Origin of the sequence: Dictyobacter aurantiacus (assembly GCF_003967515.1) — a bacterium.
Lineage (GTDB): Bacteria > Chloroflexota > Ktedonobacteria > Ktedonobacterales > Ktedonobacteraceae > Dictyobacter > Dictyobacter aurantiacus.
Genome location: NZ_BIFQ01000002.1, coordinates 1,292,980 through 1,309,570, shown reverse-complemented (window position 1 = coordinate 1,309,570; position 16,591 = coordinate 1,292,980). Strand labels below are relative to the sequence as shown.

General features: G+C 54.6%; 12 protein-coding genes. 8 read left to right on the top strand and 4 right to left on the bottom strand.

The window, feature by feature from the left end:
• Both KTT_RS30200 and KTT_RS30195 read left to right on the top strand, forming a co-directional pair.
• Nucleotides 1-924, top strand: a complete 924-nt coding sequence (locus KTT_RS30200) for a carbohydrate ABC transporter permease (protein WP_126601399.1) — start codon at nucleotides 1-3, stop codon at nucleotides 922-924.
• Between the two features lie 147 nt (nucleotides 925-1,071).
• Nucleotides 1,072-1,932, top strand: coding sequence for a metallophosphoesterase family protein (locus KTT_RS30195; RefSeq protein WP_126601398.1), 861 nt, complete (start codon nucleotides 1,072-1,074; stop codon nucleotides 1,930-1,932).
• Between the two features lie 101 nt (nucleotides 1,933-2,033).
• Here the strand turns inward: KTT_RS30195 and KTT_RS30190 are convergent, their stop codons facing one another.
• Entirely contained in the window at nucleotides 2,034-4,592 is a 2,559-nt protein-coding gene (locus KTT_RS30190) for a glucosidase family protein (protein WP_126601397.1), read from the bottom strand.
• Between the two features lie 446 nt (nucleotides 4,593-5,038).
• On the opposite strand from KTT_RS30190, the gene KTT_RS30185 reads away from it, so the two are divergent.
• From KTT_RS30185 to KTT_RS30170, 4 genes are all read left to right on the top strand, one after another.
• Nucleotides 5,039-5,911, top strand: coding sequence for an aldo/keto reductase (locus KTT_RS30185; RefSeq protein ID WP_126601396.1), 873 nt, complete (start codon nucleotides 5,039-5,041; stop codon nucleotides 5,909-5,911).
• 499 nt (nucleotides 5,912-6,410) lie between these two features.
• The gene (locus KTT_RS30180) at nucleotides 6,411-7,874 is read left to right on the top strand and encodes a glycosyl hydrolase (protein ID WP_160146232.1); all 1,464 of its coding nucleotides are present in this window, start codon (nucleotides 6,411-6,413) and stop codon (nucleotides 7,872-7,874) included.
• 38 nt (nucleotides 7,875-7,912) lie between these two features.
• Complete coding sequence (locus tag KTT_RS30175) at nucleotides 7,913-8,809, top strand: hypothetical protein (RefSeq protein ID WP_126601394.1); 897 nt, start codon at nucleotides 7,913-7,915, stop codon at nucleotides 8,807-8,809.
• A gap of 29 nt (nucleotides 8,810-8,838) precedes the next feature.
• Nucleotides 8,839-9,867, top strand: a complete 1,029-nt coding sequence (locus tag KTT_RS30170; protein ID WP_126601393.1) for an alcohol dehydrogenase catalytic domain-containing protein — start codon at nucleotides 8,839-8,841, stop codon at nucleotides 9,865-9,867.
• A gap of 50 nt (nucleotides 9,868-9,917) precedes the next feature.
• Here KTT_RS30170 and KTT_RS30165 read toward each other — a convergent pair whose 3' ends face one another.
• The 3 genes from KTT_RS30165 to KTT_RS30155 form a co-directional block, all read right to left on the bottom strand.
• Entirely contained in the window at nucleotides 9,918-10,520 is a 603-nt protein-coding gene (locus tag KTT_RS30165) for a Uma2 family endonuclease (protein WP_126601392.1), read from the bottom strand.
• A 105-nt stretch (nucleotides 10,521-10,625) separates the two neighbouring features.
• Nucleotides 10,626-11,456, bottom strand: a complete 831-nt coding sequence (locus KTT_RS30160) for a sugar phosphate isomerase/epimerase family protein (RefSeq protein ID WP_218031047.1) — start codon at nucleotides 11,454-11,456, stop codon at nucleotides 10,626-10,628.
• Complete coding sequence (locus tag KTT_RS30155) at nucleotides 11,453-12,529, bottom strand: Gfo/Idh/MocA family protein (protein WP_126601391.1); 1,077 nt, start codon at nucleotides 12,527-12,529, stop codon at nucleotides 11,453-11,455. The genes KTT_RS30160 and KTT_RS30155 overlap by 4 nt, the downstream gene beginning before the upstream one ends.
• Before the next feature lie 547 nt (nucleotides 12,530-13,076).
• On the opposite strand from KTT_RS30155, the gene KTT_RS30150 reads away from it, so the two are divergent.
• Both KTT_RS30150 and KTT_RS30145 read left to right on the top strand, forming a co-directional pair.
• Nucleotides 13,077-14,816, top strand: coding sequence for an ABC transporter ATP-binding protein (locus KTT_RS30150; RefSeq protein ID WP_235845917.1), 1,740 nt, complete (start codon nucleotides 13,077-13,079; stop codon nucleotides 14,814-14,816).
• Nucleotides 14,813-16,567: an ABC transporter ATP-binding protein gene (locus tag KTT_RS30145; RefSeq protein WP_126601390.1), complete on the top strand. Its 1,755-nt coding sequence runs from the start codon at nucleotides 14,813-14,815 to the stop codon at nucleotides 16,565-16,567. The genes KTT_RS30150 and KTT_RS30145 overlap by 4 nt, the downstream gene beginning before the upstream one ends.
• Nucleotides 16,568-16,591 lie beyond the last annotated feature (24 nt).

The following is a 16,591-nucleotide window of genomic DNA, read 5'->3' as shown; positions in this document are numbered from 1 at the left end:
ATGAGTCAACAAACCGCTTCGGTTCCAGTATCGATCAGCCAGAAACAAAGAACCTCGCAGGTCAGAAGGCAAGGTTCCCGCCAGTCTTCCGGCAGTGGCCTGGTGGCGATGGTATTCCTGATCATCTGCGCGCTGTACTTCCTGATCCCTTTCTTCTGGCTGGTCGTCTCGGCTACCAAAAATACAGGAGATCTGTTCAACACCTTTGGCCTCTGGTTCGCTTCCAGCTTTAACCTGTGGAGCAACTTGCAACAGTTGTTCACCTACAGCGGTGGCCTCTACGTGCACTGGCTACTCAATACGTTACTCTACGCGGGAGTGGGCTCGATTGTGGGTACATTCCTGGCGGCCATGGCCGGCTACGCCCTGGCAAAGTATAATTTCCACGGCCGCGACCTCATCTTCGCGACTATTCTGGGAGCCATCCTGGTCCCGGCAACAGCCCTGGCACTGCCATTGTACTTGATGATGAGTGGCGTGGGCCTGACCAACACCATCTGGTCGGTGCTCTTGCCCAGCCTCGTCAGTCCATTCGGGGTCTATCTCTCACGCATTTATGTGGCCTCTTCTGTACCCGATGAACTTGTAGAAGCGGCCCGCATCGACGGGGCTGGCGAGTTTCGCACCTTCATGACGGTCGCCATGCGGCTCATGGTCCCCGCGCTGGTGACGATCCTACTCTTCCAGTTCGTGGCGATCTGGAACAACTACTTCCTCCCGTTGATCATGCTGAGCGACCAGAATCTCTTCCCGATCTCGGTCGGGTTGGAAACCTGGAATATCACCACGGGTGGAGCGAACAACTTCCTCTATCCCCTGATTGTGGCGGGAGCGCTGGTCTCCTCAATCCCACTGCTAATCGGTTGTATCCTTCTGCAGCGCTTCTGGCGCGGCGGTCTGGGAGCTGGCAGCGTCAAAGGATAAGTTATACCGCAATAAATCGCGTCAAAGCAGCGGCGCGCGGCGTGTAAATACGCGCGCCCCCCCGCTGCTTTGACGCGATTTATTGCGGTATAATAGCTGATAGCATGTGTATGTATTAATATAATCAGAATCACAAACGGATACGCAATGAAGGTTTATGCTATTAGCGATCTGCATCTCGGTGTTCCAGGCAATCGACAGGCATTGGCAGAACTCCCCTTTTATCCAGAAGACTGGCTTATTGTTGCGGGAGACGTTGGAGAGACAACAACACACCTCCACTATGCTCTTTCAATCCTGACTGCCCGCTTCGCCAGGGTAATCTGGACGCCTGGAAACCATGATCTGTGGACAATTCCTTCGTCAGGAGAGAAGGCTCTCGCAGGCGAGGAAAAGTATCAAGATCTGGTCGCCATCTGCCGCTCCTACAACGTTGCCACCCCGGAAGATCCCTATCCCGTCTGGCCGGCCAATAACGGATCAACAGTTCTGGCGCCACTCTTTCTCCTCTATGATTACAGCTTTCGTCCAGCCCATGTACCAATGGAACAGGCGGTTGCCTGGGCAGAAGAGTCAGGGGTGGTATGCAATGATGAATTCATTTTGCATCCGACCCCCTATTCTTCACGCAGTGAGTGGTGCAGGGTACGCACAGCGTATACAGAAAAACGCCTGGCCTCTCTTCCTCCCACATCCTCTATTGTTCTGATTAACCATTTTCCTCTACGACAAGAATTTGCCCGCGTCAAAAATATTCCGCGTTTTTCTCTCTGGTGTGGCACTACCCGAACAGAAAACTGGCACACCCGCTTCCCTGTTAGTGTGGTCGTCTATGGTCACGTCCATGTTCGAGCGACGGACTACCGGGATGGAGTGCGCTTTGAGGAGGTATCACTAGGCTACAAACAAAACTGGCGACAAGAAAAAGGGGTACGAGCATATCTACGCGAAATCTTACCCGGCCCTCAAGCACCTGGCAATGAAACAGAAACACAATGGTATCGATAGCCCTGATGAAAAGAGTCTTGAACAGAACGCGATATGGGCTTGATCCGCTCCATGGAGCGGATCAAGCCCATGCCTGAAAAGATTGTACTCAACGCATCCTGCTATTTGGCGACTACATGTACGCGGGCGGTCGATCCACAGGAGGTCGAAACAACCACCTGGAGTCCGGCATGCGTGTTGCGCAGGGTGTAGGCGACCTTCTGACCGTTGAGGGTGACGTTCAAGATGCGGCTGCCTGCTGGCAACGTTGCGCCAACATGCAATGTCGCGTTCAGATGGGACGTTACCGTGGTCGTCCAGCTATTTCCATGGTGGGTGGCCTCGACGTCGATCGAGCCAGTGCCAACACGGATGTTTTGGGCCGCAACAATCGATTGGCCGTTGGGAACGCTCGGGAGCACTTCGAGCAGCCCGTTACCAAGCTGGGGATCAACCCCGAGCTGCTGGTGTACAACAGGCCACAGTACGCCATAGGTACCCCATGCCTGCTCAAGCGAGGAGCGCTCATTAAACGGTTGATCAATGTTGGCGGTAAAGTCGGGCGAGGGTCCAATCTCTGGCATCGCGCCTGGCTGCTCGGCAACCGCACCGAGCTGGAGCTGGGCCAGGTCATCGGTATAGCGCTGCTGCCGACCGGGACCCAACAGACCATAGTTCCCGAGCGCGACGGCCATGACGGCGGTGTTGAGCGTATACGCCTGCTGTGACTTCCCCTGATACGTGCCGGGATCGCATCCTGGTGCTCCCTCAACGTACAGTCCCCATTGACCTGAGTAACAGGAGGTCTCCCGCAACGCCAGAGCCTTGAGAGCATCATCGGTGGGCGCGAGCCCTGGCTGTTGAGCACCAGACGGGTAGAGCTCTGCTTCCATGGGCGTGACACCGGTCCACCAGCGCTGCATCAACTGCTGATTGCTGGGATCAGAGAGCGAATCAGCATACTGCGGGATGCTCCCATCCCACCAGGCGGTCTGGAAGGCGCTCTCCATCTTTTTAGCGCGATCGGTGGCCCACTGCTCTGTGGCGACGTCATGTTTGCTCGCCGCCATGTCAGCAAGGTCATACAGGCCACGGATCATGTAGGTGGCGACGTCAACCGGTTCCGCGCCCAGTACGCTGGACTCGACATTACCAGAGCCATCGGCCCATATGTCGTCGTCATTTTTCGTCAGATTGACCAGGTACTGCATGTTGCGCAGGCTAAAGGAGTACATCTCGTCACGGAACGCGTTATCCCCCGTCCAGCGCCAGACCATTGCTACCGCGGTCGGGAACTTGGCTGTCTCGTCGATGTCACCGGGTTCGTCATTCAATCCATAATAGACGGAGCCGTCGGTAACAGTCTCGTGGACAACCTTTCCCGATTTATGGTTGGCGATATCACTGACCGTGGCCAGCGAGCGTAAGCCATCCTCGGCAGTGCTGAATTGGCCAGCGGCAAGCAGGGCGTACATCGTGTACTCCTGGTCGGTCGCGAACATCCAGGGATAGTCAGGGAAGCCAGCGCCTTCAAAGCGCATGTGCTGCAGCGTCCCTATCGGCGCGGGATACACCTTCCCTTCTTCGGTCGGGCGCACCTGTACATTGTCGGCCTGCTGGGTCAGATCGGCGAGATTCTGTTTGCTCCAGGCGACCGCGGCGGCAAGCGCCGGGTCAGATGGCAGCTGCACCTGCGTCTGGCGGTCCAACGCATTACGGGTAGCGGTCTTTGCCGAGAACTCGGCGGATGGATTCGCGCTCGCTGATTGGTACTGCGCCTGAGCATCGGCGAGGCCCTGGTCCGATCCGGCTACGGTGAACCAGATGGTGCGGCTGGTTTTGGCGGGCAGCTTGATGGTGTAGGTAAGTTCACCACCTGCACCTTTCCCATAGGCCGTGTCGTCGCAGCGAAATTTATCGGGCTGGGAAGAGACAGGACAGATCACTGGCGGGTCCTGTGAACCACGGAACGCGCTGCCGGTGACACCTTTGGCGGGGGTCAGTCCGGTCGCGCCAACGATGGCTGCCCAGTTATGGGGAGTCGCATTGGCGGTCGGAGGTGTCCCGCTCTCCTGGAATACCAGCTGGTTGCCGTTAAACTGCGCGCTATCAGGAAGGTTAAACTGCTCCTGAGAAGGGGTGGTAAAGCCCCATGGATACGCGCTCATGAGCTCGGAATGAGCATCGACATTGAGATTGATCTGCGTGGCGCTCCGCGCGGTCAGTGTCAACCCGAACTCCACCGCGCGCTTCCCATCAGGGGCGAAATCTGTACGGCTGATCTGCACACCGTTGGTCGCTGGCAGAGCCATCTGCGCGTAGCCGTATCCAGAAGTAAAGGTCGTTGCCGGCCCGATCCACTGGTTGTTGACGCCAAACCAGATACCATCGAGCAGCTTGATGGGTGGTATCCAGATGCCGCCCATCTCACCACGGGTGTGGAAGCCCATCGCTGGATAACGGCCATCCTCACTCCCAATTTCGTAGGCGCGATCGCCCGAAGCGACATAACGCCGCTGACTGAGTTGGCTGGAAACCGAGAGCGTGGAACCTGAGTGATTGATACTGGAATGATTGGTGGACGATGTCACAGTTGCCGCCATCGCCAGGTTCGTGGTAAACGTCACCATGAGGGTTAAAGCGATAGCAAACGATAGCTTCATGCTTCGGACATGCCGCATTGCGATTTCCTCTCTGTCTTCTTTTTTCTGCATCTGATAGAGATAGGATCCTCCATTTCCGGAAAGGAAAAGCTCACCATCGAGCCTGGAGGGAGAATGTGATTGATGTATAAAAGTATATAGATCTACTAGAAAAGATTATCTCGACAGAACAATGATAAAATCAAAGAAAGAAAAAAGCAAGGGTTAACAATTAGAGATGCAATTCATACTGATGAGTTAGAATATAAATTGATGAGATAAATAACTGAAGAGATGCAAGGATAGATAGCTCTCCTGGCTTAAAATTTGTATGGCCCTCTGCAACAGCTTGTCTATGCCCTCCATCACACTTCTGCTGATGCATGAAGAGCTGATTTCACCCATCGCTAGAATATTGAAACCTTGTTTCCCGCTGTTCCGTGCCAGAGGATGAAGCATTTCGACGAAAAAAGGAGTCTCATATTATGAATAACACTATCAATGCCACGGCCAGTGGTCAGTTCACCATTGGCGGTGACATTACTATAAATCGTCTTGGCTATGGAGCTATGCGTATCACCGGTAAAGGCATCTGGGGAGAGCCAGAGGATCGTGAGGAGGCGCTGCGTACACTGAAACGGCTGCCGGAGCTTGGCATAAACTTTATTGATACCGCCGATAGCTATGGTCCCGAGGTCAGTGAGAACCTGATTCATGAAGCACTCTATCCCTATCAGGGTATGCTTATCGCCACTAAAGGCGGTTTAACCCGCCATGGACCAGATATGTGGCCTCCCCTGGGACGACCAGAATACCTGCGGCAGTGCGTGCTGATGAGCTTGCGCCGCCTGGGCCTGGAGCGTATTGATCTCTGGCAGCTGCATCGTATCGATTCCAAGGTACCACGCGATGAGCAATTTGATGCCATCAAGCAGATGCAGCAGGAAGGTCTGATTCGCCACGTTGGTCTCAGTGAAGTCAACGTTGAAGAAATTGAGGCGGCCCAGAAGTTCTTCAAAGTGGTAACGGTACAGAATCTATATAACCTGGTGACCCGTCAGAGCGAGGATGTTCTTGATTATTGTACCAATCACAACATTGGCTTTATACCATGGTTTCCGCTGGCTTCTGGTGATCTGGCCCAACCAGGAACCCTTCTTGATACCCTCGCCAAAAAACACAATATCACGCCCAGTGGCATCGCTCTCGCCTGGATCCTGAAGCGTAGCCCTGTCATGCTCCCAATTCCTGGTACCAGCAGCGTGAAACACCTGGAGGAGAATGTCGCCGCGGTAAACATCCAGCTCAGCGACGAAGACTTTAAACAACTCGATCAGCAGGGCCACAAAGCTCAATAAAGCATCCACCAATACATCACTGACTTGTGAACACACCGACGCTCACGAGTCCATTGTATGTTGGTGGATAGGATGCGCAGATGCGCATCCTATCCACCAACATACAAAACGAGCGCGGCCGCGCAGCGGACGCGCGTGTGGACGCGCTTACGTGCCCCGGTAATGACGAAAATCAGAAGCATACGAAGAGCCGTTGCGGATTCTTGAAAATTTCAAGAATCCGCAACGGCTCTTCGCTTTCCTTTTTCAGAAAGAAGTTGTGTGATAATTGATGTTTCAACACACAACACGGTAAAAGGGAAAAATCCGTAACACTCCCCGTCAATATTTTGATGCTATATAGGGAATTTCAAAGTAATGGAAGTTATAATTTAATAGTGCGCAGCAATAGTTATTTTCGTGGATGCGCGCCACAAAGCCATTATCATGCCTTTATTTTCTGCCGGCCCCGGATTTAAGCGGGGCCAAATATGTACGCCAGGAGTGCAAGGAGCAGCACGTGCAAAGCACCATCTTTTTACATACAGAGATCCCTGTCTTTAAGCTCTGGACACCCGCATCAACCGGTAGCCTCACGTATAGCGTGGCCGATCGCAGCGGCACAAACGTGGTAGAGGGCCAGGTAAATGTGCAAAGCGATCAAACGATCATATCATTGCAGCAATTATCCCCCGAATACTACGTACTGAAGATCACTGACCATACCACAGCCGACGATGCGCCAGTACGCACAATCCCATTTACAGTGATTACGTCGACAGTGCTACCGGTTGATAGCAGGTTTGGTGTCAGCGCTCACTTTTCCGGCAAAAATCCGCTGAATGGGACGCGGGAACTCATCGCCATGGGAACCAGTATGGTGAGAGACGATGCCCTCTGGGCCGATGTCGAGACCAGCCCGGGCGAGTACGATTTCACACCTGTGGATAGGTATATGAGCGCGTTTCAACGTAGTGGTGTGAATCCTTTGCTCATTATCGATTACAACAATCCTTTATATGATGGTGGTGTGACACCCTATGACGAGAGCGGTTTTGCCGCTTACGCCAACTACGCGCGGGCGCTCGTCAGGCACTATCCGCAACTGAAAGCGGTCGAGATCTACAACGAATATAATAAGGGCAGGTTCTCAACCGGGCCGGGCGCGCATGATCCGGCAAATTACGCGCGCATGGTCACAGCAGCCTACCAGGCGATTAAATCAGTGCGTCCGGATGTCACGGTGGTGGTTGGAGCGACCTTTGGCATTGACCTGGATTGGTTGAAGGACCTTTTCACGGCGGGCGCATTGGCGTACGCCGATGCAATCTCTGTGCATCCCTACTCTGTCATTTCCGTCGATACGCCAGAACTCCGCAATCTAGCTCAGCATCTGCAGGCATTGCAGGATCTGATCAAGGAACATAATAATGGGCAGACGAAGCCAATCTGGATCACTGAACTGGGCTGGTCAGATGCCTTCAACATTACCAACGAGTTTGAACAGGCGCACTACCTTGTGCGCAGCATCGTGCTCAGTCTATCAGCCGGGGTAGATACATATTTCTGGTACGACTTCATTAACGACGGAACGAATAACTTTGATCTGGAACAGAATTTTGGCTTGATCCGATTGCCCGACGCGGACGGATACTATACACCTAAACCATCTTACACCGCCTTTGCGGTCCTTACTCGTCTGCTAAAAGATCGCTCATTCCTGGGTCGCGAGGTGGCCGAATTTAATGTATATCATATGTGTTTTAGCAGCAATCTGCATGTGCTCTGGTCAACGCCGTTTAATCAAAAAATCGAACTGGCCTCAGATGGTCCCCTGACCTCCATTAGCATGACGGGCAAAACAGAGATACTTCAACCCGCAGGTGGCAAGGTGACGCTGCGTCTGACGCCAGAGCCCATCTATATCCTGACAGAGACCGAACAGTTCACGATGCGTCCACTGGAACAAGAGCGGCCAGCGTAAGCGTGATCCACTAGACAGTATTGAGAAGGGAAAGACGGATGACGGATTTTCAACAACTCTTTCGCGACCCCCCCATAGACTATCGCCTGGTGCCTTTCTGGTTCTGGAACGATGCCATGGAGGAAGAAGAGATTAGTCAGCAGATCAAAGAAATGGCGGAAAAAGGGGTGGGCGGTTTTTTCATCTGTGCACGTCAGGGGCTAGAGGTTGCGTATTTATCTGAACAGTGGTTTCAACGTGTCGCCGTGGCGGTGGAGACGGCCCAACAATATGGGCTACACAGCTGGCTCTATGATGAATATCCCTACCCCAGTGGCATGGGTGGCGGCGAAGTCACCCTTCAGCATCCCGATGCCAGGCATCGCCAGTTACTGCATCAGTCCCTCGTCGTTGAGGGGCCGCAAGAGCTTTCCCTGCATGGGTTTCCACAACAGGGAGGCGAGGTAAGATCATGGCTTCAACCAGGCCTCAATCACCTGGTTGTTCACGTGGAGGGGCAACGCGATGAAGATGGATTGCGCGATCCGCTCTATCTCAGTGGTAACTTTGGGGTTTCGTTTGATCCCGCTGGCACGCCAGTGATTGGTCCACGCCCGGAAACCGGGGAGCCCAAAAGCGGCATTCAGGTCGGCTATCCCTATTTCGCGGGCACCCTCTGTTTTACACGCGAAGCGGTTCTGGATGCACTACCTCGCGAGCGAACATTCGCCCTCGCCTTCGATGGCTGGGATCAGCACCTGCATGATTGTGTTGAAGTGCTGATCAATGGGCATTCTCTCGGCGTGTGTTGCTGGTCACCTTATCATTGGCAGAGAGCGTCCAACATCTTGCGCCAGGGGCAAAATGAAATTGAGATCCGCGTCACCAACACCTTGAGCGGCATGCTGGAAGGCTCGTATTTTGAGCCTGCTACGCACAAAATAATTACCATATAAAATAGTTACTATATAAGGAAGACAGGAACATGAAAGCAGTCCGCCTGGTTGAGGCCCGGTATCCCCTGCAAATGCAGGAGATTCCTGTACCCTCCATTGGAGAAAGAGATGTGTTGATACGAGTGCGAGCAGCAGGCATTTGCCACAGCGATGTTCACTATCGAACAGGGCAATCGCCTGTGCAACCCTTGCCCAGGACGCTAGGACATGAGATTGCGGGCGTGGTTGAACAAGTAGGCAGCCACGTGACGACTGTCGAGGTGGGTAGTCGCGTCTGTGTGCATTATGTCTTGAGCTGCGGTGAGTGCTCATATTGCAACGCCGGGCATGAGCAATTTTGCACACGAGGGTCCATGGTAGGACGTTTTGTCGATGGTGGCTATGCTGAATATGTGGCTGTACCTGAACATAACACTGTGCATCTGCCAGATGAAATCCCTTTTGAACAGGGCGCGATCCTGATGTGTTCGTCAGCGACCGCCTTTCATGCCTTGCGCAAGTCCAGGCTCAGGGGTGGTGAGACGGTCGCTATCTTCGGGATAGGCGGCCTGGGCGCCTCAGCAATACAGCTTGCCTATGCCTTTGGCGCGCTCGATGTCTACGCGATCGATATCAATGCAGACAAATGCAAAATCGCCGAACAATATGGCGCAATTCCGGTGAATGCCAGCGTGAGCGATCCGGTCACCGAGATTCGCAGACGTACCCAGGGCAAAGGGGTTGATGTCGCGCTTGAGGTCATCGGCCTCCCTCAGACGATGAAGCAGGCGATACAATCTCTGGCGGTCATGGGGCGCGCCGTTGTGGCGGGGATCAGTCACAGGCCCCTTGAGGTAGATACCTATCAGGAACTGATCGGCAGAGAAGGTGAAGTGATTGGAGCGAGCGATCACCTGCTTCATGAACTACCACTCCTGCTCGAATTGGCGCGCCGTGGAAAGCTCAAAATTTCAGACACCGTCACGCGCACGATCCCGTTGGATGCTGGTGCAATCAACCAGGTGCTGGATAACCTCGAACAATTCCGTAGTGATGTGCGTACGGTGATCGTGCCATGAGCCATGTGAGGCCAACCCAAAATGACGGCATAGCCCTATACTGGTGCAGGTCACTCTTCCTCCTGCACCAGAGTGTCAGGAAGAGGAATGCGCAGACCAGCATATATATCATCCACAGCCAGGGAGAGATCAAGGCAGGCCAGTTGAAAGGTCTCACCAGCACTATAGGTTTGATATGTCCAGGGGTCTCCAGGCTTTCCCCGGCTAAAGATTTCTACCATTTGCACGCGAGTATTGATGAGCATATATTCCTGAATGCTGGGATGGCTGCGGTACCAGTTCAGTTTCCGTCCTCGGTCGATGGCTTCTGTGCTCGGTGAGATGACCTCAACAACCAGGCGAGGAGAAAAGATGGTGTCCTGCTCTCCCCGATGATCATTCTCATCACAGGAGACCGTAACATCTGGATAGATGTATTGCCGTTTGGCAACCAGCACACGTATATCACTATTATACGTGATGCAAGGACCGCTGCTACCCAGCGCCCGAGTCAATAGAAAAAAAAGCTTGCCCGCCAGACGGCTATGATTGACAGAGTCACCTGACATTGCCACAGCTTCTCCATCAAGGTATTCATATTTTGTGTCGCTGGCTCGGTCTAACGCAAGATACTGCTCTGCGGTCATATATAAACGTTGTGGATTCGCTGCCATCGCCGCACTCCTCGCTCAAGGTGATCTTTTTTCTGCAGAACGGCTCTCCATTTGCTTTCTTTATTATATATCATGCTTTTCCAGAGATACGGCCCACGATCATGCTTACCTGCTCTGAAGCTTATCAGAGATGAACTGGAGAGCCGCATCCACCTGCGCTTCCGCCAGACCATGGATAATCAAAGGACCGGGAAACGCCCTGGCCTGAAGCAGATGCAAATAATAATCGTAGTCGAGGATCCCCTCTCCGGCAGCCCGGAAGGTATCGTCAGCCCCGCGATCTTTGGCGTGGGCGATGATGATCTGCTCTTCCAGCAGATCAAAGGCCTCGTCCAGCACCTGGCGCATCGGTCGTTCGCCGCCTGGCACAATCAGGTTGGCGGGATCAATCACCACTTTCAAGTGCGAGGACCCCATGGCGGCAAGCAAGGCGTGGCCGCGTGCGGCGGTATTCACCACGTTGGCTCGCTCTGGCTCAAAGGCAAGGGTCACCTGTTCTTCCTCGGCGATGCGCAGGGCCGCCTCCATCTCATATAAGAGATCAGCCCAGGCCTGCGGAGATGAGTTTTCTGGATGCCAGCGCCACATGTCGAGGGGATCGCGTGTTCCTGTACACAGCGTGATAATTGTCGTTCCCAGATTCTGACAGGCGGCTGCCAACGTACGCAAGCGGCGCAGACCCTGCTGGCGTACCGCTGGATCGGGGTGGATCATGTTATAGGTGCCAGAAACAGCAGCAATCTCGATGCCTCTGCTCTGCGCGGCTTCGTGAATACGCCTACTGAGAGAAGGGGCGATCTCTTCTGGCAGGGACGGCACACCCGCGCAGACCATATTAAACTGCACGCACCGCAAGCCATGCGCCCTCACCGCGTCGAACACCTCTTCAACGCTCGGGCGTGCAAACGTCCTGGCAAAGATTCCCAGCTGCATCATACGCCTCCTGTCACATCGGACACAGAGACCCATGCACCGGTTTCAACAGAACGCGAGATAGCCACCAGGGTCCGTATGGCCGCGACTCCATCTTCGGCCCCGGCCCCATGCTGTGGCACTCCATGCAGAATCGTCTCAGCGAAGCCCTCGATCTGCCGCTTGTAGACATGTCCATCGGCACCCAGGACGCGATGATATTGTCCATCACGCGCGCTGAAACACTCCACCTCACTGGAGCGCAGGTACCAGGGATTAAAGGTCTTGCCAACCACACTGCCATGTTCGCCATACACCTGAAAACCCTCATGCCAATCCATGCGCACAGCGATCGTCAGGTCGAGATGACCGAGACTGCCATCGGCGAACTCGGTGTCGACAAACCAGCAATAGGCACCAAACTTCTCGACGAGTCTGGCATGGACACGGATGATCTCGCCACCCAAAAAGCGGGCCGTATCAACCAGGTGACTGGCGTGCCCCAATAAGTAGTAGCGCCGCCGGTCCGCCTTCGGATTGCCCTCTGGTCGTCTGGCATGGGCGCTGCTGATCATGAGGGGCTGAAGGTTGTCCGTCACCGTGTACCGATACGTCGAGTCGCAGTACCAGGCTTTGAGCGCGAGAAGTTGACCGATCTCTTCCTGGATAAACTGGTGGGCAAAGGCAATGCCGGGATCAAAACGCTTCATCGTCCCGATCTGGAGTACAAGCCCGGAAGACCGCACCTGCTCACAGAGCGCCTCGCACTCCTCAACAGTGACCCCCAGTGGTTTTTCCACCAGCACATGCTTCCCGGCGGCAAGAGCTTGAGCAGCCATAGCGACATGGAACTGATCGGCGGTCGCCACAATGACCGCTTCCACCTGCGGATCTGCCAGCATCTCGTTGTAGTCGAGATAGGTGACGCGGGGATGGTGGATAGCAGCCATATTCGTAACCAGGTCTTCCGCCAGATCGCAGATGGCATACAGTTCGGCATTGCGCGCCCTGCGACAGGCCTCAAAATGGGCGGCCTGCGCGATCGGACCAACTCCGACAACCCCGATTCTCAGTAATCGTGCTTCTTTCTCGATCATCTTCTTCCTCTTTTCTTTTGCATGACACATTTTTCTATCATTTGTTTGTGAATATAAGAAGCTCTACAGTATCTTTATTGCTTTTACTTGACAGAGCTCGTATGCTCAGACTATACTACATTTGTACCGATTGAAAAGTTATTATTGTTTTCCCCATTTTTGAAGGAGGTAAGAGGTGAAAAGACAATTCTGCATTCGCCAGGTCTTACACTTTTCCACATACCGCCTTCTTACACGCCTGTCGTTCTAAGCAGGTCTACTATCAAGAGGCTTTGAATCACGTTCTGCTGTGGGAAAGAGTGACCCACGGCAGTGTTGTGTTTTGGAGACGAAAGGTATCACCCACCCATCACTCTCCTGTCTGAAAACATATGTGATTCGACAGATATAGCTTGTCCTCGTTGAACCATAACGTGTCCGGTGCCAGAAAGCCGTCTAGAAACGGATGGATGACCAGACCAGATATGGGTTAACGCCCGGGCAGTGTATGTGTCATACCACAGTACTTCTATAACAGTACGTTTTTAGAAGAAGGACAGGAAATTTGATGGAGCTTTCATTTAGCCACTATATGTCCCTTCTGCATAGATATCTACGCCCTCAATGGTTGAAAGTCTGCCTGCTGCTACTGCTGCTCGCTGGCAGTATCGGGCTTGAGTTGTATAATCCTCAGTTGCTGAAACACTTTATCGATTCTATTCGGGGCAGCCTTGATAGCTTGCTCTGGCTCTCGCTCCTCTTCATTGGCCTGATCTGCCTGCACCAGATCCTGACAACCCTCGCCAGCTACCTGAGCGAGAATATTGGCTGGCAGGCGACAAACGAATTGCGTCTCGATCTGGCCTTGCACTGTCTCAACCTGGATATGTCCTTTCACAAAGGGCATACACCGGGCGAACTACTGGAGCGTGTGGATGGCGATGTGGCCCAGCTCTCCGATTTCTTCTCGCAGTTCATTTTCTCTATGCTTGGCCGGGGTCTGCTGCTGGTGGGCATCCTGGCGGTAACATTCTGGACTGATGGGCGCCTGGGACTCCTGCTACTTGCCTCCACGGCTTTGCTGCTGGTGTCTATCCGCTCGCTGCGAGGCATCACTGCCCCCTCCTTTCGTGCCGCACGTCAGGCCAGTGCGGAACTGGCAAGCTTCTTTGAGGAGCGCCTGATAAGCATCGAGGATATCAGTAGCAATGGTGCCCAGCCCTATGTGCTCGCCAGGCTCAACCATCTCTCACGGCGTTCGTTGCGCTGCAACCGCTTGAGCGGCGTCTCGGGGCGTTTCTTCTCCACCACCGTTGCGATGAGCATCACCCTGACAACAGCAGCGGTACTAACGCTGGGGGCCTATCTGTTGCGACATGGGCAGATGAGCCTGGGAACCATCTACGCGACTTATACCTATACGTCCTTGCTCTCAAGTAGCCTGAACAGTATTACCTTGCAACTAAACAAAATGCAGGTGGCTACAGCCAGCCTCCAACGCATTACCGAGCTCTATAATACGCCCAATGCACTCCTGGATGGTCCTGGCGCGGAACGGCCAGAGGGAGCGCTGGCAGTCACATTCAAGCAGGTCGGCTTTGGCTATTCACCAGAGCAAAGTGTGCTCCAGGACATTTCATTTGAGCTGGCACAAGGACGGACGCTTGGCCTGCTGGGGCGCACGGGCAGTGGCAAGACAACATTGACGCGCCTCCTCTACCGGACCTACGATACCCGCGAGGGCGCTGTCTTGCTTGGCAATATCGATGTGAGACAATACAAGCTCAGCGAGCTGCGCTCACGCATTGGTATCGTCACACAGGATGTCCAGCTCTTTCAGGCCAGCATCCGTGACAACCTGACCTTCTTTGACGCGAACATCTCCGATGAGCGCATCCTGGAGGCTCTGGTCCACCTCGGACTCACGTCCTGGTATGAGTCCCTGCCAGATGGACTTGATACCACGCTTGCGCCGGCCGGGAAATCACTCTCGTCGGGCGAATCACAACTCCTGGCCTTTGCCCGCGTCTTCCTGCAAAATCCCGCGCTGGTTATTCTCGATGAGGCCTCTTCGCGCCTCGATCCAATGACGGAGAAGTTGATCGAGGGGGCTGTACAGCGTCTACTGGAGGGGCGCACGGGCATCATTATCGCCCACCACCTCGAAACTGTGCGCCATGTCGACAACATTCTGATTCTTGACGAAGGGCGAATACAGGAGTATGGTCCACGCCAGCAGCTCGCGATCGATCCCACATCTCGCTTCGCGCACCTGCTCCAAACAGGTCTGACGGAGGTGCTGGCATGAAGACGCATCAGATCCTCTGGAAGCTCATCAGCTTTACACCCTGGCTGTACGCCAGCGACCTTTGCTTGCAGCTTGTCCTGAGCCTGTTCCAGCTCTTACCAGGCGTCATTGTCGCCAACATGTTCAACATCATCACGGCCAATCGCCCTATCGGCTGGGACCTCTGGACGCTGAGCGCGCTCCTGGCTGGGACGGCCATCACCCGCATGGCCGCGCAGCTAAGTATCGCGGCCATAGAGATCACCTGTAACGAGTATGGCAAAACGCTGGTCCGCCGTAACATCTTCGGACAGTTGGTCTCCCGCATAGGAGCACAGCGGCTCCCCGCCTCGCCCGGCGATCTGGTGAGCCGCTTCGACACCGATACTGAAGCTCTACCCAACACTATCCTCTACACTGTAATGAATACAGGCTTGCTGCTCCAGGCTCTGGGAGCGCTTGTAATCATGCTGATCATGCAGCCGGTGACGACCCTGGTGGTCTTCATTCCTCTCGTCGGCGCCAGCCTGCTTATGACCAGGCTCAGCAGGCGCATTCAGGAATATCATCGCGAGAGCCGTAAGGCCGCGGGGACGGTCAGCGCGTTTATGGGCGAGGTGTTTAGCATGCCTCAGGCCATCCAGCTCGCCGACGCCCAGCCGCGTATCCTGGCGTACCTGCGCCAGCTCAATAACGTGAGACGCCGGAACACGTTGCGCAGCCTCTTCTTCACCAATGTTGTATTGAGAAATGTAATGAACAATACGGCGAACCTTGCCACTGGCCTGCTCCTGCTCATGTCGGCCCGGGCCATCCAACATGGCACCTTTACCGTGGGTGGGCTGGCGCTCTTCGTCTCCTACCAGGCCTGGGTCACCGCAATTGTCGCGACGCTGATCGATAACCTGACGTTGTATAAACAGGCCGGGATCTCCCTGCAACGCTTGCAAGAGGCCCTGCCAGCCGAATGTCCCCGAGAGACAGTTGTTGCGCACCAGCCAGTCTACCTGCGCGGTGCCTATCCTGAAATACAATCGCCTGAGCGAACGATGCCAGAACTGGCCCATCTGGAGATCAGCGACCTGACCTACCTCTATCCTCAATCTGGAAAAGGCATCGCGGACATCAACCTTCAGATCCAGCGCGGCACTACAACCGTGATTACTGGCCGCATTGGCTCGGGGAAAAGCACGCTACTGCGTACGATGATGGGGCTGCTCCCTAGACAGGCGGGCGAGATACGCTGGAACGGCACGCCTGTGCAACGACCTGAGTGTATCTTCGTGCCGCCGCAGAGCGCCTATACGCCCCAGGTGCCGCGACTTGCCAGTGAAGCGCTCAGGCAAAACATTCTCATGGGCTATCCCGATGAGCCTGCGCGCCTGGAGAGAGCTATATATGCCGCCGTAATGGAGGCGGATATCGCCGCGCTCGAACAGGGGCTAGACACTATCGTTGGACCCAAAGGGACCAGGCTCTCGGGTGGACAGATCCAGCGTGCAGCGGCGGCACGCATGTTTGTTCACGAACCCGATCTGCTCATCTTCGACGACCTCTCCAGTGCTCTCGATGTCGAGACCGAACAGCAGCTCTGGCAGCGTCTCTTCAGGCGTGGAGATCACACCTGCCTGCTCGTCTCGCATCGCCGCTACGCCCTCCAGCATGCAGACCAGGTCATCGTGCTCAAAGATGGACGCATTGAGGCTCGGGGCAAACTCCAGGACCTCTTAGCAACCAGCGCCGAAATGCGCGCCCTCTGGAACGGGGAATAAATAGCCGCGTATACCAGGAGCGGG

Coding starts and splice junctions, on each gene's coding strand:
- KTT_RS30200 (WP_126601399.1), top strand. CDS start 1: ATGAGTCAACAAACCGCTTCGGTTCCAGTATCGATCAGCCAGAAACAA.
- KTT_RS30195 (WP_126601398.1), top strand. CDS start 1,072: ATGAAGGTTTATGCTATTAGCGATCTGCATCTCGGTGTTCCAGGCAAT.
- KTT_RS30190 (WP_126601397.1), bottom strand. CDS start 4,592: ATGCGGCATGTCCGAAGCATGAAGCTATCGTTTGCTATCGCTTTAACC.
- KTT_RS30185 (WP_126601396.1), top strand. CDS start 5,039: ATGAATAACACTATCAATGCCACGGCCAGTGGTCAGTTCACCATTGGC.
- KTT_RS30175 (WP_126601394.1), top strand. CDS start 7,913: ATGACGGATTTTCAACAACTCTTTCGCGACCCCCCCATAGACTATCGC.
- KTT_RS30170 (WP_126601393.1), top strand. CDS start 8,839: ATGAAAGCAGTCCGCCTGGTTGAGGCCCGGTATCCCCTGCAAATGCAG.
- KTT_RS30165 (WP_126601392.1), bottom strand. CDS start 10,520: ATGGCAGCGAATCCACAACGTTTATATATGACCGCAGAGCAGTATCTT.
- KTT_RS30160 (WP_218031047.1), bottom strand. CDS start 11,456: ATGATGCAGCTGGGAATCTTTGCCAGGACGTTTGCACGCCCGAGCGTT.
- KTT_RS30155 (WP_126601391.1), bottom strand. CDS start 12,529: ATGATCGAGAAAGAAGCACGATTACTGAGAATCGGGGTTGTCGGAGTT.
- KTT_RS30150 (WP_235845917.1), top strand. CDS start 13,077: ATGGAGCTTTCATTTAGCCACTATATGTCCCTTCTGCATAGATATCTA.
- KTT_RS30145 (WP_126601390.1), top strand. CDS start 14,813: ATGAAGACGCATCAGATCCTCTGGAAGCTCATCAGCTTTACACCCTGG.